We start from the raw sequence: 18,642 nt of genomic DNA on the forward strand, positions 1-18,642 counted from the left end.
CGCTTCAGGCTGGAGTGCAGGGGCGTCGCCGCTGGAGGCGCGCTCGAAGGTCGGTAAGCGTGACCTGGTCGACCGCCAGATCCTTCTGTTCGGCGGCGATGATCCGGGCGAGGTGACCAAGCAACTGATGGATCCGGTCGATCGACTGCAACTCCTTGGCGTGACGCTCGAGCAGTGCGGGGTCGCAGACCAAGGTCCCGCCGAGCAGGTCCAGGTCAACCCGGATGCTCTCAATCTCCTCGGCGATGCGATGGTCGAGCGCATCTGTCGAACAGTCGGGCCGGGGTGGCTTCGGCGGGAAGGCGCTCGCCCGGGCGCAGCCTTCCTCGTCGCGGACCTGGGCCTGGATCTCGTCGACCCGGCGCTGATGCTCCGGCACGACCCCGTCGGTCCGCGGCGACGCCGCGGTTGTATTGAGCATTGCGGTCTCCCTCTCGCGGCCGGGACTTTAGCGCCAGGCTGGTAAATGCGGCGCTAATGCCTCATCCCGCCAATCGGCGACGGCTTCCCTCGACGATCGCCAGCAATGCCGATTTCAGCACGTCGAGCCGGTCCGAGTCGCCGCGCACGGGAAGATAGCGACCCGCGTAGAGCGGCGGCCGCTGTCTCGCCTTCCATGCATTGATCAGCCGCTCGAGGAAGGGAGGAAGGTTCCAGCCGTCGCCATATTCGACGCACACCAGGTTGAGGCATTCCCTCTCGCGGGCGGTGAGGCCGGCGACGATTGCCGCCCAGTTGCGGTAGCGCAGGTCGGTGGGGGTCGTCACGGTGCTTGGCTCCGATCGGCCGATTCGTTCCAGATTGCGGGTCTGTACGCCGCCGCCGAACGTGGCCCGGTAGAGCCGGTGCCATTCCTTGCCATGCTCCAGGAGAACGCGGCCATCTACCCGTGTGCCCTCCAGCAGCCCCGCCGCGTGCGCCTGTCCGAGCGCGCAGTCGAGGTCGTCCGTCGCCTTGATCCCGCTGTGGCGGAGGTACAATTCGCGATGCGCCCGCACCCGATCGTTGCCGAGGTCGCGCACCGGCCGCAGCTTGCCAGAAGGAAAGCGCTCGCCCGATTTCCTGTTCCGTCCCTTTCTCGCCATGCTTATGCCTTTCCCTGACGCTGCCGGCCTGCAGGCGTGGGTCTGCCGGGCCGCATGGGCTCCGACGGGACGGCGGCCTGGCGGATCGATCCGCATGCGACTCGGCTGATGCCATTTGAGTACAAAAAAAGCGTAGACAATGCAACAATTATCTTGTAGATAATGCCCAGAACGGAGGGTGATGCGATGGATCAGCGCAAAGCGGACGTGATTGAGGCGGGCCGTTGGCTGTTGGAGCGGCGTGCCGAGCTCGGCGCATCGTCGATGCTCGTGGCCCGGATGGCCACCCTGCTCGCCAATCGGCAGGGCGATCCGGTAAAAATCCACCAGCAGCAGATTTCGGACATAGAGAATGCGCGGCCAGACAAGGGCCCTCGGTCGTTGCGCCCTTGGTTTCGCTACGTGAGGGCGGCATTCGATTCCGGCCTCATCGCCGACGCCCTCGGCAAGGCGACAGGCGAAGGCGAAGGTCCGGGGGAGGAGACCTACTACATCCATTCGGCGTCTGGAGAGGTTGTCGGCCGGCTCACATGGTTCGCAAGAGCCTTGAAATAGATTCGGCCCGGCTTACCGCCCGCACGAGCTTGTAGCGCCTCTTGACAATCTACAAGTTTCTTGTATACACGGGACATCGGCTCCGCTTTCGGCAGCTGCGAAGGAGGCTCGATGGAAGGTGGCACCTTGGACTCGATCGCCCGAGGCGGCTCGGATTCTCGCTTCCTGCGCCGCGGCCCCGCCACCGCGGCGGTGCATGGTCTTTCGCTTCCAGGAGACGCAGACTCGCTTCGTCGGGTGGCGGGTGAAGCGCCTGCGTCGCCTCTACCGGCTGGCGGAGCCGGCGATCGACACGCCGGAATGGCGGACATGGCTGGCGTGGGATCCCTACCGCGCGATTACGGAACAGATTCGCCTCGCCCGGCGCGGACCCGCGCGCGCGGCGGCGGCGATCCGCTGCAGGAACACGGCGCTTGCTCCGACGCTCTCGACGGCCACCGCCGGCTGATCGCGGCCTGGTGCGAAGATCTCTCCAGCAGCGAATTCCGGCTCACGGGGCGGACACCTCGCGCAGATGCTGTCATCAGATCGACACCAGACGAGGCGGATCAATAGGCCCCAGGCTTTTGAGATTGTCGAATTCGAGCTTGTCTGCTTTGTTGTCTGGCGCGCGGGGGCGCGCACGAGGGGAGGACGGCGATATGTCCAACGCCATGAAGATGTTCGCTTTCGGCGAGGCTCGGCCATGACCGTCGAGGGCGTGGCAACGCTGCCGCCCGTAGGCGGCGGCCCCGCTGGAGCCGGAATGAGGATGCCGCCGGCGGCGAGCCCTCCGGCCGATGCGGATTCGCCAACGACCGTCTCCGACTTGATGTCGCCGCCGATCGGCGTCTTCCGCCGCGAAATGACCGTTGCCGAGACCGTCGACGAGTTGCGCGAACAAACCCGGGCGGGGCTCATCACCTATTGCTACATCACCGACGAAGCTGGGAAGCTCGAAGGCTTGGTCGTGATGCGCGACATGCTGCTCGCCGACCCGGAGACCCGGCTCGAGTCGATCATGCTTCGCAATCCGTTCTGGCTGGACGTGGGCATGCCGCTCGAGGAGGCGCTCAAGGCGGCGCTGTCCAAGCATTTTCCGGTCTATCCTGTGTGCGACGCCGACGGGAACCTCAAGGGCCTCGTGCGCGGCGACGAACTGTTCGCCGAGCAAGCGATCGAGATCAGCGCCCAGGCCGGTAAGATGGTCGGCGTCGAGAAGGAGGAACGGCTTTCGACGCCTCTGAAGCGCAGCCTGCTGCTGCGGCACCCGTGGCTTCAAATCAATCTTGTCACGGCCTTCATCGCTGCGGGGGTCGTCGGCATGTTCGAAGACACGCTGGCGCAGCTCGTCATCCTGGCGGTGTTCCTTCCCGTTCTCGCCGGCCAGTCCGGGAATACCGGCTGCCAGGCACTCGCGGTCACCTTGCGTGGCATGACGCTCGGCGATCTCCAGCCGGGCTCCGAGCGCAGCCTGGTGGTGAAGGAAGGCTTTCTGGGGCTGTGCAACGGCCTTCTCGTCGGCATCACATCCGGGCTCGGCATGTTCGTCTATGCGACGATGCAGAACCAGGCTCAGCCGCTTCTGCTCGGCGGCGTCGTCATGTTCGCGATGACGGTGAGCTGCATCAGCGCCGGTTTGGCCGGCGCCCTGATCCCGTTGACGCTGAAGCGCCTCGGCGCGGACCCCGCGACGGCCTCGAGTATCTTTCTCACCACCGCCAGCGACGTCGTCAGCATGGGGGTCTTCCTCTCGGTCGCTACTCTCCTGCTGCTTTAGGGACCGGACTCATTCACCTCGCGGTCAGCCTCGATGTGGAATGATCGCGGCATGTCGCGCCTCGCCCGATGGACCGTGCTCTGCGCGGCGAGCTTCGCCGCAGCCGTCCCGATCGCCTTGCCCGCCGCCCAGACGCCGGATGAGCCGCTCGGCGATCTGCTGAACGTCATTCCCCTCCCCGAAGGCCCGCCGGCCGAGGCAGACGCACCGGCCTCATCTCCTTCCCCTCCGCGGTTCGTGCCCGCTCCTGCGCCGAGCGTTCCGGCCGGCAACGTCCTTCCGGTCGATCTCCCCCCCTCGGCGGCCACCGGCGAGCCGGTTCTGCCCGACGAAGCGGCATCGGAGGCCGATCTGGCCGCCCAGGACGGGCTCGCCGGCGAGGCCGACCTGACGGAAGAGGAAGCTGCGGCTGCGGCAGCCGATGCCGCGGCCGAAGCCGCGTGGGCTGCGATTCAGGAGCAGCGGCGGGCGCAGGTCAATGCTGTCGAGGCGCCGATCGTTGCCGGGCTTAACGCGGAGATGGCGGCAAGGGCGGAGGCCGAAGGACGGCGCATGGCCGAGGAGCGGGCCGCCTACGAGCAAAGCCTCATCGAGCTCGAGGAACAAGCGAGACGCCGCGAGGCCGAGCATGCTGCGGCCATGGAGGCGCACGCGAGAAGGATTGCGCGCGAGCAGGCGGAATATCGCGCCCGGGTCGAAGCCTGCCTCGCAGGCGATCGCCGCGCCTGCGAACAATGACGGCGTTCCCTCCTCGAAAGCGACGGAATTCCCTCGCGTCAGCAATTCGGCCCCTGATCCGGAAGGCGTGACTTGCAGCAGGATGGCGGCCTGATCCCGGCCAAGGCGCTCCGCCTGATCGCCTTGTACCTGCTGCTTCTCGTGGGGCTGGCGGCAAGGCCGCTCGACGGCTTCGGCTCGGAAGCCGGTCGCTGGCTTCAGGCTGGAGCCGCTGCGCATCAGCAGGTCGCAACCAGTACGCCGGCCCAAGGCCTGCTCGCCCGCCCCTCTGCACAGCTTTTCCTGGTTTCCTCCATCGATCCGGACGGGCCCGGCAGCGACGATCTCACGCGCGGCTTCGCGGTCATGCCGGCGCACGGCCCGGCTTCCGCACCGACGCAACTCGTTCCGCGGGTCCCGCGCATCGCCGGCCTTTCGGCGGGCCACGCCTACAGCCCACGGGCGCCCCCGCCGGCCTGAGTCGACGCGGGCGGCTGCGGCCGCCTCCTGATCCTCATTTCCGGCCGGCCTGGTCCGCGGCGAAGCCGCGGGCTGCGCCTGCCGCTGCGAAAGACGAACAAATGACAACGAACCCTGTGCGGGCGGACGGCCCGCAGATAACGACCGATACGGCCGGACTGGAGTTTGACGAGGCACGGGTAGAGCAGATGGCCGGTCTGTTGCGTCGCTATCCGAGCCTGGACGAAGCGGACAAGGCCACGCTCCTCCACTTCCTGCGTAAGGGCAGGCAGATCGAGATCGGCATGGTGAGCGCCCGCGACGGCGTGGCTGAGCGGCTGGCTGCGTTCCGCATGGACCATCGCGAGCATTTCCGTCTCGGCCTCACCCAGATTCTCGGGTTCGTCGCCTTGATCATCGGCCCTCTGGCCGTGCTCGCCTGGGCCTGCCTCGGCTGACCCATGGGGACCGGGAGGTCGGCCGAACCTCCCGGACCCTGTCTGGCCATTTCGCTCCGCGGAACAAAGTTGCCACGGTTCCGGAACCGTTCCGAGGTCATGGAAGTTTCTGATTCAGTGGAATTATGGCTGCCGGCGGACCTGCCGGTGCCATCCGCCGGGGAAAATGAGAATGTCTTACTACAATCTCTACTTCATCAACGGGAGAATGGGCTATTTCGATCGCGCCGATTCTTTCGATGCGATGAATGACGAAGAGGCGGTCGGAATTGCCGCCCGCCAGGCCGGCGCCCAGCCGCTCGAACTTTGGTGCGGCGGAAGGCTGGTCCAGCGCTTCGCCTCGGAGCCTGTCGCAAGGCCCGAAGTCGCCGCCTGAGCGGCGGCCTGCCCGAACGGCCGTATCTGCGGCCAGCGGGTCGCCCACCGTCCGACAAAAAAAGGGGCCCCGCGGGGCCCCTTTTCATTGAGTATGGCTGACCGGCTGTCATCCGGTCATGAACCGCTTCATCCGTCCTCGCGGGTGAGGAAAGCTGGGGCGAATTCGGGCTCGCCTTGCTCGCCGCCGCCTTCGCCCTCGGGACGGGCCGGACGCTCGGCCCGATCTCCGCGCTCGCGGCCGCGACCGCGGCCTCGGTCGCGGCGACCCTCACCGCCTTCGCGGCGCGGACCCCGATCCCCCCGATCGCTGCGCTCACCGCGCTCACGCGACTCGCGGGGCGGACGCGTGTCCTCCAGCTCAGCACCGGTCTCCTGGTCGACGACCCGCATCGACAGGCGAACCTTGCCGCGTGGATCCACTTCCAGCACCTTGACCTTCACTTCCTGGCCTTCGGACAGCGCGTCGCGAACATTCTCGACCCGTTCGGCCCGGATTTCCGAGACGTGGACCAGTCCGTCCTTGCCGCCCATGAAGTTCACGAAGGCGCCGAAATCGACGATGTTGACCACTTTGCCGTTGTAGATCTTGCCGACCTCCGGCTCCTCGACGATCCCGGAGATCCACTGGCGGGCCGCCTCGATCTGCGACACGTCGGACGAGCTGATCTTGATCACGCCTTCGTCGTCGATGTCCACCTTGGCGCCGGTGGTGGCCACGATCTCGCGGATCACCTTGCCGCCGGTGCCGATCACGTCGCGGATTTTGTCCTTCGGGATCTGCATCGTCTCTATACGCGGCGCATGCGCGGACAGCTCGGTCCGCGTGTGGTCGAGCGCCTTGGCCATCTCGCCGAGGATGTGCTCGCGGCCGTCTCTCGCCTGGGCGAGGGCGATGCGCATGATCTCCTCGGTGATGCCGGCGATCTTGATGTCCATCTGCAGGCTGGTGATGCCTTCGGACGTCCCGGCCACCTTGAAGTCCATGTCGCCGAGATGATCCTCATCGCCGAGTATGTCGGAGATGACGGCGAACTCGTCGCCTTCCTTGATCAGGCCCATGGCGATGCCGGCGACCGGCCGCTTCAGCGGAACGCCCGCATCCATCAGCGCAAGGGAAGCGCCGCATACCGTCGCCATGGACGACGATCCGTTGGACTCGGTGATGTCGGAAAGGACCCGGATCGTATAGGGGAACTCTTCGTGGCTCGGCAGCATCGGGTGGATGGCCCGCCAGGCGAGCTTGCCATGGCCGACCTCGCGCCGCCCCGGCGCGCCGAAACGCCCTACTTCGCCCACCGAATAAGGCGGGAAGTTGTAGTGGAGCATGAACCGCTCGTAGGACAGGCCGGTCAGGCCGTCGATCATCTGCTCGCTGTCCTTGGTGCCGAGCGTCGTCGTGACGATCGCCTGGGTCTCACCGCGTGTGAACAGCGCCGATCCGTGGGCGCGGGGCAGGAAGCCGACCATCGCCTCGATCGGGCGGACCGTCTTGGTGTCGCGGCCGTCGATGCGACGGCCTTCCTTCAGGATGGCGGTGCGGACGATCTCCGCCTCGAGCTTCTTGCCGAGCTTCGAGGCCTTGAGCTTGGTAGCCGGATCGGCTTCCTCATAGGCCTGCTTGAGCGGGGTCTTGGCGGCCGCGATCGCGGCGACGCGCTCGGCCTTCCCGACCAGCTTGTAGGCCTGCTCGAGGCCGGTGCCGGCGAGTTCGCGCAACTTGGCGAGGATGTCGCTCTGCCCCTCGTCGGAGGCGAGTTCCCACGGCTCCTTCGCCGCCTGCTCGGCGAGGCGGATAATCGCGTCGACCACCTTCTTCGATTCCTCGTGCGCGTACATGACGGCGCCGAGCATGGCCTCCTCCGACAGCTCCTTGGCTTCAGATTCCACCATCAGCACCGCGTCGCGCGTGCCCGCGACGACCAGGTCGAGATCACCTTCGGCGATCTGCTCGAGCGTCGGGTTGAGGATATATTCGCCGTCCACCTGGCCGATGCGGGCGGCGCCGATCGGGCCCATGAAGGGGACGCCCGAGAGGGTCAGAGCCGCCGAGGCGGCGATCATTGCGACGATATCCGGCTCGTTCTCGCCGTCATAGGAGAGGACCTGGGCGATAACGAGGATCTCGTTGTAGAAGCCCTCTGGGAAGAGCGGCCGGATCGGGCGGTCGATGAGGCGGGAGGTCAGCGTCTCCTTCTCGGTGGCGCCGCGCTCGCGCTTGAAGAAGCCGCCCGGGATGCGCCCGGCGGCCGAGAATTTCTCCTGATAGTGGACGGTGAGCGGGAAGAAGTCCTGCCCTTCCTTCACCGACTTGGCCGCGGTTACGGCGCAAAGGACGACGGTGTCGCCCAGGCGGGCTATCACGGCGCCGTCGGCTTGACGGGCGACGCGGCCGGTTTCGAGGGACAGCGTCCTGCCGCCCCACTCGATTTCTACTTTCTTCGTGTCGAACATGGATGTTTCCTTGCGTCCGGCCGCCCTATGCGGCCGGGGCCTCTGTGCGGGCAATGTTGCCCGCTTGGTCGGGCCCGAATGGCCCAATCGGGCGGCCGCCGAATTGCGGTGGCCCGATACACGAAACGGCCCCGAAGGGCCGTTTCTGATTACTTGCGAAGGCCGAGCTTCGCGATCAATGCGGTGTAACGCGCCTCGTCCTTGCCCTTGAGATAGTCGAGCAGCGAACGGCGCTTGTTGACGAGCATCAACAGGCCGCGCCGGCTGTGATTGTCCTTGGCGTGGGTCTTGAAATGCTCGGTGAGATTGGTGATCCGTTCGGTGAGGATTGCGACCTGCACCTCCGGCGAACCGGTGTCGCCCGATCCGCGGGCATTCTCTTCGATCAGCTTCTGCTTGCGCTCGGCGGTAACCGACATCGTCCATTCCTTTCGAAAACTAGAGGTTGAAGCCGCGCACCACCCGGAGCCCTTCTCCGATATCGGCTTCGACCAATGCGACCGGAACAGACTGGTCGGTCGCGAGGTGAAGCCCTGGCGTTGCGGCGATCCCGATCACTCTGCGCCCCTCGCGGAGCGCCCTTGCCTGATCGGGTGTGACGGGAAGAGCCGGGATGTCGTCCAGCCCTGCCGCCAGCGGCAAGAGTGCCTGTTCAAGGTCGCGGGCCTTAGCGAGTTCCTCCAAATTGTCCAGAGAAATCGCCTGTTCGAGGGTGAACGGACCGGCCTTGGTTCGCCTCAACATGGTGACGTGACCGACGCTATCAAGGGCCCGCGCAAGGTCGCGGGCGAGAGAACGGATGTAGGTGCCTTTGGATACGATGGCAGAAAGTGTGACCTCTTCGATCCGGGTCTCGCTAGCCCGGCTCTCGCCGGGATGATGGGCCGACAAGCTCCGTATGATCACGTCGCGGCTTGCAAGCACCACGTCGGCTCCGGCGCGGGCAAGGTCGTAAGCCCGCTTACCTTCAACCTTCAGCGCCGAGAATATGGGAGGCACCTGCGAGATCGCGCCCGTGAACCTTGGCAGCCCCGCCTCCACCTCGCGAATCGTCGGCCGCCGGTCCGAGGTCGTCATGACCTTGCCTTCCGCATCCAGCGTATCCGTTTCCTCGCCGAACCGGACCGTGAAATCGTAGCTCTTGTCGGCATCGAGCATCCGCCCCGAGAGCTTGGTCGCCTCACCGAGCGCCACCGGAAGAACTCCGCTTGCCAAGGGGTCGAGCGTGCCGCCATGGCCGACCTTGACCTTGGGATAGCCGCCTTCGCGCAGAGCCCTTTTGACGGCCCCTACAATCTGGGTCGAGCCGGGACCCACGGGTTTGTCGATGATCAGCCAACCGTGCATGCCGCGGCTTAGAGCATTTTCAAGTCAGGCGGCTACGCCCGAAGACTCCGACAATATAGCAGTTCAAGATATCCGAGCAGTGCTGCTCCCCGGCGCGAGCACCAGCCTCAGCTGGCTCGCCTCCGCCTCGCGCAGCCGTTCCATGAAATGCCGCCGGCACAATGCGAGATAACGGTCGTTGCCGCCTATTTCCGTCTGCGCCCCGGCACGCACCGCAAGTCCGTCTTCGTCCACGCGCAGGTTCATCGTCGCCTTACGGCCGCATTCGCAGATCGCCTTCAACTCGACCATCGTGTCCGCCAAGGCCAGCAGTGCGCCGCTGCCCTCGAACAGCTCGCCCTGAAAATCGGTCCTGAGGCCGTAGGCGAGGACCGGAATGTCCAGTTCGTCGCAGATCGACGCCAGACCGAGCACCTGGCGACGGGTCATGAACTGCGCCTCGTCGACTAGGATGCAGTCGACCTTCCGCCGCTTGATTTCCGCCTCGACCTCGGCGCGTATGTCGGTCGAGCGATCATAGACGTTCGCCTTGGCGCGGAGGCCGATCCGCGAGTCGATCAAGCCGAAGCCGGAGCGGTCATGAACGGCTGCAGTGTAGAGCATCGTCCCCATGCCCCGCTCCCGATAGTTGAAATCGGCCTGGAGCAGGGTGGTCGACTTGCCCGCATTCATCGACGCATAATAGAAATAGAGCTTTGCCATCCGGCCATTCTAACGGCCGGCGCGAGCGCCGCCAGTGTCGATCAGGTCGTGCTCGCCGGCCACTCGTCGGCAAGAATCGAGAACAGCACGGTGTCCCGCACGTGCCCCGTCCAGGTGATGCGCTCGGCGCGGATCACGCCCTCGCGAAGTGCGCCGAGCTTCGCCATCGCCGCCTGGCTGCGTCCATTGCGGCTGTCCACCCGAAACTCGATCCGTCGGAAGCCGCAGGCGATCGCCCGGACGATCATGAGATCCTTGACCCGATGATTGAAGCCGGTCCCGCGCAGCGCCGGGACGTAATAGGTGTTGCCGATCTCCAGCACACCGCGGTCGGGCTCGATTCCGAGATAGGCACTCATGCCGGCCATCCTGCTGGCCTTGAATATCGCAAAGGCAAGCACGTCCGGCCGCGCCCGCAGCCTGTCGAAGCTCGCGTCGAAGTGATCGGGATCGTAGGAGACGGCGTAAATCGGCCAGATTTTGCGATCCTCGGCGCACGCGGCCCTGAGGCGCTCCCGATGGCGTTCCGCCAGCGGTTCGAGCCGGATCTCCCCGTCGGACATCGGTGAGCCGAGGTCGTCGAAAGACAATGTCATGGCAGGGCGGAAAGCAGTCCTTGCGGATCGAAGGCAAGGCCGTCGCCGATCTCGCCGATCGCCAACAGCGGGCGCCGGGCGATCCGCGTCCAGCGCACATGCTCATCGTCCTGCTCGATATTACCGATCGCGGTGCGTGCGCGATGAGTGAGGAAGTTGATGCTGACCTCCACCGTCTTGCCCGTGCTGCGGCCGACGTCGCTATAATCATAGCCAATCAGTCGCAACGCATCGTCCTGCCAGCGGAAGGTGAAGGTCGTATGCCCGGCGTTCCAGCCTCCGGCGCTCATGAACCGATAGAGCGACAGGCGCAGGGCGCGGCGCTCGATGTCGAAATCCGTGTCCTCGGAGTGAAAAGGGTCTTCGATGGTCGGGTTCTCCCGTCGAGGGATCAAGGCGTGATTCTGAACGGCCAGCCGATACCCCCCGGCGCGGTTTGCGAGAGCGACGGCAAGGATCCGAGGATTGGTGTCGAAAGGACGGGCGCCGAATCGGTCGTGGTCGAGGATGTTGCGCCGATCCTGCATCCTGATCACGAAAGCGAGATCCTCCGCCCCGTCCTCGTTCAGGTCACCGCGCGCGATCCGTTCGACACGCCAGCCGGGCGGCACGAATCCGTCGACATCATCGGCGACGGCCGGAAGCGCCGGATAGCGCACTGCGGGGATTTCCAGCTCCCGGGCCGAAGCTTGCCCGAACCAGGCGAGGAGCAGGAACGGAAGCAAGCGCAAGGCTGCCGACATGTCGCCTTTCCCCCGGTGATCTTCCGGCCGGGCTTAGCCCATATTCAACCCTGGCGGCTATGCGCGACGTGTCCGCAAATGCCGCATTTCAAGGCTCATCAAGGACTCTTCGCAAACCCCAGGTCGTGATCAGTCCTCATCGCCACGATCGAGGTCCCGCGCCACGACCGGCGACCGGAGGAGCTGGTCGATGCGGCTGCCCTCGTCGAAGCTCTCGTCGGGCAGGAACTTGAGGTCGGCGGCATATTTGGTGTTCACCCGCCGGGCCACCTCGCCCTTGAGATAGCGGACGTTGCGCTTCAGCGCCTTCAGAACCTCGGTCTCGTCGGCGCCGAGCAAAGGCTTCACGAACACGGTCGCATGGCGCAGGTCGGGCGACATGCGTACCTCCGTGATCGAAACGCTGTGGCTGGCGAGCGTCTCGTCATGGACGTCGCCGCGCATCAGCACTTCGGACAAAGCGTGTCGCACCTGTTCGCCCACGCGAAGCAGGCGCACCGAGCGGCCTTCGGAAGTCTCGGTGCGACGCATCAGCTCTCTCCCAACACGCGGCCGCTGCGCATCACGCGATTGCTGAACGTGCCGCGGGCGACCAGTTCTCCCGCTTCGTCGAACAGCTCCGCCTCCGTGAACGCAATGGTCCTGCCGAGATTGACGACGCGCCCCTTGCCGATGAAGCGCCCCGGCCATGCCGGCTTGATGAAGGCAATGTTGAAGTCGATGGTGGGCGCGTAGGTTTCGCCGCCGGTCTTGGCGAACAGGGTCGGTCCCTGCGTATCGTCGAGCATCGCGGCGAGGAAGCCGCCCTGTACGGTGCCGGCAGGATTGAGGAAGCGGTCGTCGGCGGAGAAGCCGACCTCGATCGTCCCCGCCTCCGGGTCGACCGCCCGCAAGGTCCAGCCGAGGAGGCGGGCCGAGGGCGGCATCGGCAGGTTCTCGAAGATCGAAGGCGACATGGCTTTATCCACGGCAGGACTCCCGCTTCCGCGAGGGGAAGGGTCGGAAGATGGAGCGCGAAGAATATCCCGCTCCGTCACCCCTCCCTATCCCGTCGCCGCTGGCGCGGCTCCCTCTCTCCCCGGAAGGAAGAGAGGGATGGAGATCAAAGCGTCCGTTCGCGCTCCTCGACCTCGAAGGTTTCGACGAAATCGCCGGGCTTGAGGTCGGTCGTGTTCTCGAAAGTTACGCCGCATTCGAGACCGGCGCGCACCTCCGGGACGTCGTCCTTGAAGCGCCGCAGCGACGCGATCGAGCCATTGTAGATGATGACGTCGTCGCGCATGATCCGCGCCTTGAGGGCCTTTCGGATATAGCCTTCGGTGACGAGCAGGCCCGCAGCCTTGCCATGCTTGCCCGCCGAGAAGACCTCGCGGACCTCCGCGCGGCCGACGACATTCTCGATCATCAACGGGCCGAGTTCGCCGGCCATTGCCGCTTTCACCGCGTCGGTGAGATCGTAGATGACGTCGTAATATTGCATCGCGACGCCGTCGCGCTCGGCAATTTCGCGTGCCTTGGCATTGGCCCGGACGTTGAAGCCGATGATCGGCGCGCCCGAAGCCTTGGCCAGAACGACGTCGCTCTCCGTGATCCCGCCGACCCCGGCATGGAGGACCCGCGCGCGAATATCCTCGTTCGAGATCTTGTTGACGGCGTTGACGATCGCTTCGACCGAGCCCTGCACGTCGCCCTTGATGACCAGCGGGAACTCGATCGCCTGCTTCTCCTTCAGGGCGGAGAACATCGTATCGAAGCTGGCCGGGGCGGACGTCGTGCGCTTTCGGTCGAGCACGCCCTGGCGGTAAGCTGCAACCTCGCGGGCCCGTGCCTCGTTCTCGACGACGGTGAGCACGTCACCCGCCGAAGGTACGCCGGACAGGCCGAGCACCTCCACCGGAACGCTCGGGCCAGCCTCTTTCACCTGGCGGCCCTTGTCGTCGATCATCGCGCGCACCTTGCCCGAAATCGGGCCGACGACGAAGATGTCGCCGACGCGCAGGGTACCGCGCTGCACTAGCACGGTGGCGAGCGGACCACGGCCCTTGTCGAGCTTGGCCTCGACCACCGCGCCCTCGGCGGCACGGTCGGGATTGGCCTTCAGCTCGAGCAGTTCGGCCTGAAGCTGGATCGCTTCGAGCAGCTTGTCGAGATTCGTCTTCTTCAGCGCAGAGACCTGGACGTCCTGGACGTCGCCGCCCATGTCCTCGACGACGATCTCGTGCTGGAGCAGTTCCTCGCGAACTTTCTGGGCATTGGCGCCCGGCCGGTCGATCTTGTTGATCGCCACGATCATCGGCACGCCGGCCGCTTTGGTGTGGTTGATCGCCTCCACAGTCTGCGGGCGAATGCCGTCATCGGCGGCCACCACCAGCACGACGATATCGGTGACATTGGCGCCGCGCGCGCGCATTTCGGTAAAGGCCTCGTGGCCCGGCGTGTCGAGGAAGGTGATCTTCGACTTGTCTGGCAGGTTCACCTGATAGGCGCCGATATGCTGGGTGATGCCGCCGGCCTCGCCCGAAACCACGTCTGCGCCACGGATCGCGTCGAGCAGCGACGTCTTGCCGTGGTCGACATGGCCCATGATCGTGACCACCGCGGGACGCGGCTGCAGCGTCTCCTCGGCGTCGGTCTCGCCGCCGATCCCGATCTCGACGTCCGCCTCGCTGACGCGCTTGATGTTGTGGCCGAACTCGGTGACGAGCAGCTCGGCCGTGTCCTGGTCGATCGTCTGGTTGACGGTGACGACCACGCCCATCTTGAACAAAGCTTTGACGAGATCGGCGCCGCGCTCTGCCATGCGGTTGGCGAGCTCCTGCACCGTAATCGCCTCGGGAACGACAACGTCGCGGATCTGCTTGGCCTGGGGGCCCGCCTGCTGGTGCGCCCGGCGCTCCTTCTCGCGCGAACGGCGCAGGGCGGCGAGCGAACGAGCGCGCGCATCACCATCGTCCAGCGCCCGGGTTACGGTGAGCTTGCCGCGCTCGCGCCGATGTTCGTCGCGGCCGCGAGCCGGCCGTGCGGGTTCCGGACGCTTGGCAGGAATATGCGCCTGCTTGGGCCGGGCGTGGCCGGGGCGACGCTCTTCCTCATCCGCGGCAACGGCCGGGGCCGCAGGTTCGGGCGCGGCGGCCTGGCGGGCTTCTTCCTCCGCCTTGCGCTTGGCTTCTTCTTCGGCCTGGCGCTTGGCTTCTTCCTCGGCGCGGCGATTCTCTTCGGCGCGGCGACGCTCGTCCTCCGTCGCCTCCTGCGCCTGGCGGTCTTCGCGACGCCGGGCCTCTTCCAGCGCGGAGAGACGAGCTTCTTCCGCCTCGCGGAGCAGCTTTTCCTGCAGCTCGCGGCGAGTGAGCGGATCGTCCGCCACCCGCGGCGCAGGCTTCGGCGGCGGCGGCGCCTGCGGGGCGCGCGCCTCCGGCGCCGGCGCCGGCGCGGGCGTCGGCTCGGGCTTCGGCGCCTCGGCCTCTCCGGGGCGGCCGAGGATGCGCCGCTTCTTGACCTCCACCACGACGGTGTTCGATCGGCCATGGCTGAAGCTCTGCTTCACCTTGCCCGTCTCGACCGTGCGCTTCAGGCCCAGCGGCGCGCGCGCTCCGAGTTTCGGCTTGTCAGTCGTCTCGCTCATTCGAATCCTTCACACATTCACATCGCGCGCGTTCGTGGCCTCCGCCGGAGCGGCTCCTAGCCCAGCCTCACGTCCGAGAAAAGCGCGCCACCGGTCGATAGCGTGGCCAACGCGCGCTGCCGCGGCCCCGTTCACGATGGCGACATGTACCACATTCTCGCGGCCCAGCGCCAACGACAATATGGTCCTTCCCAACGGAAAAACCAGCCCCTGCCGGCCGCTGCCCTCCTCGTCCGATCCGATCCGCCAGGCCTGGTCGAGCCTGCGGCGACCTTCCTCGGCGGCGTCGGCCGCATGGATCAGCAGGCGAACCTGGCCGCGGCGCGCCGCCACCTCGATCTTGTCGCTGCCGCTGATCAGGTTGCCGGATTTGGCCTCCAGTCCCAGCCGGTCGAGCACGGTCTGGCGCAGGGCCGCCTCGATCCGCTCTCCGAGGTCGTCGGGAACGAGCAGGTCTCCGGTCTTGAAGGCTCGCGTGAGAGCGCCGCGCAGCTTGCCCTTGGCCTGCGCCGCCTCGAGCGTCGGTCGATCGACGCCGATCCAGGCGCCGCGACCGGGCGCCCGCGCCCGCACGTCCGGCGCCACCTGCCCGTCCGGTCCGAGCGCGAGTCGGATCAGCGCGTCCCGCCCGGCCGTCCGACGAGTCAGGATGCAGGTGCGTTCCGGACCGTCGGCGGGGTCGCCATCGACCTCTGACTGATTCGTCAGTTGCTCATTGGGGAGTTTCCGCAACCGCGTCCTCCCCTTCTTCCTCGAACCAGTGGGCCCGGGCTGCCATGATGATCTCGTTGCCCTGCTCCTCGCTGAGACCATATTCGGCGAGAATCCCGCCCTTGTCCTCGGAACGATTGCTCTCCGCGCGCCGGCGCGGCTCGACCCGGCGGCGGGCGATCAGCTCGTCCGTGGCAAGATCGGCGAGGTCGTCGAGCGTCTTGATGCCCGCTTTGCCGAGCGTGACCAGCATCTGCTCGGTGAGGTACGGTATTTCCGCAAGATCGTCCTGAACGCCCAGCGCGCGCCGTTCCTCGCGGGCCGCGGCCTCGCGCCGTTCGAGCGCTTCGGTAGCGCGGTTCTGCAGTTCGGCCGCCAGCTCCTCGTCGAAGCCCTCGATCGAGGAGAGTTCCTCCGCCTCCACATAGGCGACTTCCTCCAGCGCGCCGAAGCCTTCCGCCACCAGGAGCTGGGCCAGCGTTTCGTCCACGTCGAGTTCGTTCATGAACATCTCGGACCGCTCGACGAATTCCCGCTGTCTCTTCTCGCTGGCATCCGCTTCGGTCATGATGTCGATCGCGGAACTGGTGAGCTGGCTCGCCAATCGGACGTTCTGCCCGCGACGGCCGATCGCCAGGCTCAGCTGGTCGTCGGGCACCACCACCTCGATCCGCGATTCTTCCTCGTCGATCACGACGCGGCTGACCGTTGCCGGCTGGAGCGCGTTGACGACGAAGGTGGCGAGGTCGGGCGACCAGGGAATGATGTCGATCTTCTCGCCCTGCAGCTCCTGGACCACCGCCTGAACGCGGCTGCCCTTCATGCCGACGCAGGCGCCGACCGGGTCGATCGAGCTGTCATGCGAAAGGACGCCGATCTTGGCGCGGCTGCCGGGATCCCGCGCGGCCGCCTTGATCTCGATGATGCCGTCGTAGATTTCCGGCACTTCCTGCGCGAACAGCTTCTTCATGAAGTCGGGGTGGGCGCGCGACAGGAAGATCTGCGGCCCCCTGTTTTCGCGGCGGACGTTGAGGATCAGGCTACGGGTACGGTCGCCGACTCGAAGAACCTCGCGCGGGATCTGCTGGTCGCGACGGATGACGCCCTCGGCGCGGCCGAGGTCGACGACGACATGTCCGAACTCGACGCGCTTGACGACGCCGGTGATGATCTCGCCGATCCGATCCTTGAATTCCTCGTGCTGGCGCTCGCGCTCCGCGTCGCGGACCTTCTGGAAGATGACCTGCTTGGCGGCTTGCGCGGCGATACGGCCGAACTCGATCGGCGGCAGCGGGTCGACGATGAAGTCGCCCAGATCGGCGTCTGCCTGGAGCTTCTTCGCATCCTCCAGGCTGACCTGCTTGAAATAATCCTCGACCTCCTCGACCACCTCGACGACGCGCCACAGGCGCAGGTCGCCGCTGGTCGGATCGAGCTTGGCGCGGATGTCGTTTTCAGCGCCGTACCGGGCACGGGCGGCACGCTGGATTGCATCCTCCATCGCCTCGATCACGATCATCCGATCGATCAGCTTCTCGCGCGCAACCGCATCGGCGATCGCGATCAACTCGGCCTTGTTGGCGGAAACGGCGCTGGCGGTGGCCATGGTTCAGTCCTGTCCTTCCATCTGGATATTCGCGTCTGTCTCGATCTCGTCGGCGCCCTCCGCGGAAAGCGGCGCGGTCGCCTCGATCAGCTTGTCGGTCAAAAGCAGCTTGGCGGCATGCACGCCGGCGAACGGGAGACGGGTCTCGCCCTGTCCCGGAACGTCGATCAATATCTCGTCGCCCTCGATCCCGAGCAAGGCGCCCTTGAACTCGCGGCGACCGCCGATCTTCTCGGCGAGGCTGATCCGGGCCTCGTGCCCCTTCCAATCGTCATAATCCTTGCGGCGGGTCAGCGGCCGGTCGATGCCGGGCGAGCTGACCTCGAGCCGATAGGCCTCCTCGATCGGGTCGGCCTCGTCCAGCCTGTCCGAGAGGCGCCGCGACAGGCGCTCGCAGTCCTCGAGCGTGAGCTGGCCCGTATCGGGCCGCTCGGCCATGACCTGCAGGGTCGGATCGTCCTTGCCGCCGATCATCATGACGCGCACGAGCTCGAGCCCCTCGGCTTTCACCTCGGGCTCGATCAATTCGGCGAGACGGGTGGGATCCGCCATGAACCGGAAACCTCTTCCAAGCTAAAACTTGCCCAAGCCGGCCCCGAACCCCCGGGGCCAGCCCCAACAACGTTACCGATGTCGAGAAAGGCATGAGCTATATAAGGTCGCCGTCTTTTGCGGGCAAGCGAATTAGCGGCTCGGCGACCACGGATCAGGCTGCCGTCCAGGGCGACGGCGCTCCGAAGAACGCCCTTCACCCCACGACGGCCGCCCAGTGCAGAAGCCTGCAGGGCCAGATTGGCCCAGTCCTTTGACCCGTATCTCCCAAGCCCGCGCCGCAGCGGCGGCACGGCGGAACGGTCAGCCCGCACTTCCCGGCTCGACCGGCCGCGACAGGTCGAACTCGACGCGGAAGAAACGGCCGGGCCGACGGAGCTCGTAAGCGAACTTGCGTGCCGGATGAACCTCGACCGCCCAGACATTCTCGATGGAGGCCGGAAGATTCTCACGCGCGAAAAGATCCCGGGAAAAGGCGTCGGCGGGAAATTCCTGTCGGCTTTCCGTCCCCGGCGCCACGCTCGCGCCGCCATAGCGGCTCAACCGATCCTCGCTGCCGTCGCCATGGCGATGATCGTGGCTGAGCCCGAGGACGGCGCTTGCCTCTCCGGGATGGGCTCGACGGCTGATCACCCATGTGCGCGATGCGTCCTCACCCACCCGGAACGGGATGCGGATCTCGTTCTCGCCGCAATCGCGCACATGCATCGTCAGCCGCTTGCCCGCGAATTCGCGATCGCTCGCCACCGGAGGGCTGACGATCCGTCCCTCGAAGGCCCGGCCGCACAGCGCGGAAAGGTGCGCGAAGAAGGCGTCGGCCGGAGCCTCCGCTCTCTCCGGGGCCGACATCGCCGAGGCCGCGAGAAGAAGGATGAGCATGTGAGGCATCATGGTCGGTCCC

General features: G+C 66.2%; 22 protein-coding genes. 7 read left to right on the forward strand and 15 right to left on the reverse strand.

Annotated elements, in window-relative coordinates:
• Positions 1-4: 4 nt before the first annotated feature.
• Both EKM57_RS19610 and EKM57_RS19615 read right to left on the reverse strand, forming a co-directional pair.
• Entirely contained in the window at positions 5-421 is a 417-nt protein-coding gene (locus EKM57_RS19610; RefSeq protein ID WP_129794228.1) for a hypothetical protein, read from the reverse strand.
• Positions 422-482: 61 nt separating this feature from the next.
• A complete protein-coding gene (locus tag EKM57_RS19615; protein ID WP_129794229.1) occupies positions 483-1,085 on the reverse strand; it encodes a hypothetical protein in 603 nt (200 codons plus the stop codon).
• Between the two features lie 186 nt (positions 1,086-1,271).
• On the opposite strand from EKM57_RS19615, the gene EKM57_RS19620 reads away from it, so the two are divergent.
• The 7 genes from EKM57_RS19620 (at position 1,272) to EKM57_RS19650 (ending at position 5,409) form a co-directional block, all read left to right on the forward strand.
• The gene (locus EKM57_RS19620) at positions 1,272-1,640 is read left to right on the forward strand and encodes a hypothetical protein (protein WP_129794230.1); all 369 of its coding nucleotides are present in this window, start codon (positions 1,272-1,274) and stop codon (positions 1,638-1,640) included.
• Positions 1,641-1,836: 196 nt separating this feature from the next.
• Positions 1,837-2,088 (forward strand): hypothetical protein, encoded by a 252-nt coding sequence (locus EKM57_RS19625; protein ID WP_129794231.1) that lies wholly within the window; start codon positions 1,837-1,839, stop codon positions 2,086-2,088.
• A gap of 297 nt (positions 2,089-2,385) precedes the next feature.
• The gene (locus EKM57_RS19630) at positions 2,386-3,399 is read left to right on the forward strand and encodes a magnesium transporter (RefSeq protein ID WP_206185512.1); all 1,014 of its coding nucleotides are present in this window, start codon (positions 2,386-2,388) and stop codon (positions 3,397-3,399) included.
• A 33-nt stretch (positions 3,400-3,432) separates the two neighbouring features.
• Positions 3,433-4,137, forward strand: a complete 705-nt coding sequence (locus EKM57_RS19635; protein ID WP_206185513.1) for a hypothetical protein — start codon at positions 3,433-3,435, stop codon at positions 4,135-4,137.
• A 72-nt stretch (positions 4,138-4,209) separates the two neighbouring features.
• Positions 4,210-4,596, forward strand: a complete 387-nt coding sequence (locus EKM57_RS19640; protein WP_129794234.1) for a hypothetical protein — start codon at positions 4,210-4,212, stop codon at positions 4,594-4,596.
• Positions 4,597-4,697: 101 nt separating this feature from the next.
• On the forward strand, positions 4,698-5,033 hold the full coding sequence (locus EKM57_RS19645) for a hypothetical protein (protein ID WP_129794235.1): 336 nt from the start codon (positions 4,698-4,700) through the stop codon (positions 5,031-5,033).
• Positions 5,034-5,205: 172 nt separating this feature from the next.
• Positions 5,206-5,409 (forward strand): hypothetical protein, encoded by a 204-nt coding sequence (locus EKM57_RS19650; RefSeq protein ID WP_129794236.1) that lies wholly within the window; start codon positions 5,206-5,208, stop codon positions 5,407-5,409.
• Between the two features lie 128 nt (positions 5,410-5,537).
• On the opposite strand, the gene pnp is transcribed toward EKM57_RS19650, so the two are convergent.
• The 13 genes from pnp to EKM57_RS19715 all read right to left on the reverse strand — a co-directional run bounded on the left by pnp (position 5,538) and on the right by EKM57_RS19715 (position 18,620).
• Positions 5,538-7,862 (reverse strand): polyribonucleotide nucleotidyltransferase, encoded by a 2,325-nt coding sequence (pnp, locus tag EKM57_RS19655; protein ID WP_129794237.1) that lies wholly within the window; start codon positions 7,860-7,862, stop codon positions 5,538-5,540.
• A gap of 149 nt (positions 7,863-8,011) precedes the next feature.
• The gene (rpsO, locus tag EKM57_RS19660) at positions 8,012-8,281 is read right to left on the reverse strand and encodes a 30S ribosomal protein S15 (RefSeq protein ID WP_129794238.1); all 270 of its coding nucleotides are present in this window, start codon (positions 8,279-8,281) and stop codon (positions 8,012-8,014) included.
• Between the two features lie 19 nt (positions 8,282-8,300).
• On the reverse strand, positions 8,301-9,209 hold the full coding sequence (gene truB, locus EKM57_RS19665) for a tRNA pseudouridine(55) synthase TruB (RefSeq protein WP_129794239.1): 909 nt from the start codon (positions 9,207-9,209) through the stop codon (positions 8,301-8,303).
• A 63-nt stretch (positions 9,210-9,272) separates the two neighbouring features.
• Positions 9,273-9,911 (reverse strand): thymidine kinase, encoded by a 639-nt coding sequence (locus EKM57_RS19670; RefSeq protein ID WP_129794240.1) that lies wholly within the window; start codon positions 9,909-9,911, stop codon positions 9,273-9,275.
• A gap of 41 nt (positions 9,912-9,952) precedes the next feature.
• Positions 9,953-10,474 (reverse strand): GNAT family N-acetyltransferase, encoded by a 522-nt coding sequence (locus EKM57_RS19675; RefSeq protein ID WP_243451153.1) that lies wholly within the window; start codon positions 10,472-10,474, stop codon positions 9,953-9,955.
• A 29-nt stretch (positions 10,475-10,503) separates the two neighbouring features.
• Positions 10,504-11,250, reverse strand: coding sequence for a hypothetical protein (locus EKM57_RS19680; RefSeq protein ID WP_129794242.1), 747 nt, complete (start codon positions 11,248-11,250; stop codon positions 10,504-10,506).
• Positions 11,251-11,379: 129 nt separating this feature from the next.
• Positions 11,380-11,781: a 30S ribosome-binding factor RbfA gene (gene rbfA / locus EKM57_RS19685; RefSeq protein ID WP_129794243.1), complete on the reverse strand. Its 402-nt coding sequence runs from the start codon at positions 11,779-11,781 to the stop codon at positions 11,380-11,382.
• Positions 11,781-12,206: a PaaI family thioesterase gene (locus EKM57_RS19690; RefSeq protein ID WP_129794244.1), complete on the reverse strand. Its 426-nt coding sequence runs from the start codon at positions 12,204-12,206 to the stop codon at positions 11,781-11,783. Before EKM57_RS19690 ends, rbfA begins: the two co-directional genes overlap by 1 nt.
• 146 nt (positions 12,207-12,352) lie before the next feature.
• Complete coding sequence (infB, locus tag EKM57_RS19695) at positions 12,353-14,872, reverse strand: translation initiation factor IF-2 (protein WP_129794245.1); 2,520 nt, start codon at positions 14,870-14,872, stop codon at positions 12,353-12,355.
• Between the two features lie 9 nt (positions 14,873-14,881).
• Entirely contained in the window at positions 14,882-15,604 is a 723-nt protein-coding gene (locus EKM57_RS19700) for a DUF448 domain-containing protein (RefSeq protein ID WP_371414160.1), read from the reverse strand.
• On the reverse strand, positions 15,585-17,189 hold the full coding sequence (gene nusA / locus EKM57_RS19705; protein ID WP_129794247.1) for a transcription termination factor NusA: 1,605 nt from the start codon (positions 17,187-17,189) through the stop codon (positions 15,585-15,587). The genes EKM57_RS19700 and nusA overlap by 20 nt, the downstream gene beginning before the upstream one ends.
• Positions 17,190-17,192: 3 nt before the next feature.
• On the reverse strand, positions 17,193-17,741 hold the full coding sequence (gene rimP / locus EKM57_RS19710; protein ID WP_129794248.1) for a ribosome maturation protein RimP: 549 nt from the start codon (positions 17,739-17,741) through the stop codon (positions 17,193-17,195).
• 303 nt (positions 17,742-18,044) lie between these two features.
• Positions 18,045-18,620 (reverse strand): hypothetical protein, encoded by a 576-nt coding sequence (locus tag EKM57_RS19715; protein ID WP_243451154.1) that lies wholly within the window; start codon positions 18,618-18,620, stop codon positions 18,045-18,047.
• Positions 18,621-18,642: the final 22 nt, after the last annotated feature.

The sequence above is a fragment of the Sphingosinicella sp. CPCC 101087 genome (assembly GCF_004151485.1).
In the GTDB taxonomy this organism is placed as follows: domain Bacteria; phylum Pseudomonadota; class Alphaproteobacteria; order Sphingomonadales; family Sphingomonadaceae; genus Allosphingosinicella.

What these genes read in the sequence shown, in the direction of transcription:
- EKM57_RS19610 (WP_129794228.1), bottom strand. Translation starts at nt 421, where the DNA reads ATGCTCAATACAACCGCGGCGTCGCCGCGGACCGACGGGGTCGTGCCG.
- EKM57_RS19615 (WP_129794229.1), bottom strand. Translation starts at nt 1,085, where the DNA reads ATGGCGAGAAAGGGACGGAACAGGAAATCGGGCGAGCGCTTTCCTTCT.
- EKM57_RS19620 (WP_129794230.1), top strand. Translation starts at nt 1,272, where the DNA reads ATGGATCAGCGCAAAGCGGACGTGATTGAGGCGGGCCGTTGGCTGTTG.
- EKM57_RS19625 (WP_129794231.1), top strand. Translation starts at nt 1,837, where the DNA reads ATGGTCTTTCGCTTCCAGGAGACGCAGACTCGCTTCGTCGGGTGGCGG.
- EKM57_RS19630 (WP_206185512.1), top strand. Translation starts at nt 2,386, where the DNA reads ATGAGGATGCCGCCGGCGGCGAGCCCTCCGGCCGATGCGGATTCGCCA.
- EKM57_RS19635 (WP_206185513.1), top strand. Translation starts at nt 3,433, where the DNA reads ATGTGGAATGATCGCGGCATGTCGCGCCTCGCCCGATGGACCGTGCTC.
- EKM57_RS19645 (WP_129794235.1), top strand. Translation starts at nt 4,698, where the DNA reads ATGACAACGAACCCTGTGCGGGCGGACGGCCCGCAGATAACGACCGAT.
- EKM57_RS19650 (WP_129794236.1), top strand. Translation starts at nt 5,206, where the DNA reads ATGTCTTACTACAATCTCTACTTCATCAACGGGAGAATGGGCTATTTC.
- pnp (WP_129794237.1), bottom strand. Translation starts at nt 7,862, where the DNA reads ATGTTCGACACGAAGAAAGTAGAAATCGAGTGGGGCGGCAGGACGCTG.
- rpsO (WP_129794238.1), bottom strand. Translation starts at nt 8,281, where the DNA reads ATGTCGGTTACCGCCGAGCGCAAGCAGAAGCTGATCGAAGAGAATGCC.
- truB (WP_129794239.1), bottom strand. Translation starts at nt 9,209, where the DNA reads ATGCACGGTTGGCTGATCATCGACAAACCCGTGGGTCCCGGCTCGACC.
- EKM57_RS19670 (WP_129794240.1), bottom strand. Translation starts at nt 9,911, where the DNA reads ATGGCAAAGCTCTATTTCTATTATGCGTCGATGAATGCGGGCAAGTCG.
- EKM57_RS19675 (WP_243451153.1), bottom strand. Translation starts at nt 10,474, where the DNA reads ATGTCCGACGGGGAGATCCGGCTCGAACCGCTGGCGGAACGCCATCGG.
- EKM57_RS19680 (WP_129794242.1), bottom strand. Translation starts at nt 11,250, where the DNA reads ATGTCGGCAGCCTTGCGCTTGCTTCCGTTCCTGCTCCTCGCCTGGTTC.
- rbfA (WP_129794243.1), bottom strand. Translation starts at nt 11,781, where the DNA reads ATGCGTCGCACCGAGACTTCCGAAGGCCGCTCGGTGCGCCTGCTTCGC.
- EKM57_RS19690 (WP_129794244.1), bottom strand. Translation starts at nt 12,206, where the DNA reads ATGTCGCCTTCGATCTTCGAGAACCTGCCGATGCCGCCCTCGGCCCGC.
- infB (WP_129794245.1), bottom strand. Translation starts at nt 14,872, where the DNA reads ATGAGCGAGACGACTGACAAGCCGAAACTCGGAGCGCGCGCGCCGCTG.
- nusA (WP_129794247.1), bottom strand. Translation starts at nt 17,189, where the DNA reads ATGGCCACCGCCAGCGCCGTTTCCGCCAACAAGGCCGAGTTGATCGCG.
- rimP (WP_129794248.1), bottom strand. Translation starts at nt 17,741, where the DNA reads ATGGCGGATCCCACCCGTCTCGCCGAATTGATCGAGCCCGAGGTGAAA.
- EKM57_RS19715 (WP_243451154.1), bottom strand. Translation starts at nt 18,620, where the DNA reads ATGCTCATCCTTCTTCTCGCGGCCTCGGCGATGTCGGCCCCGGAGAGA.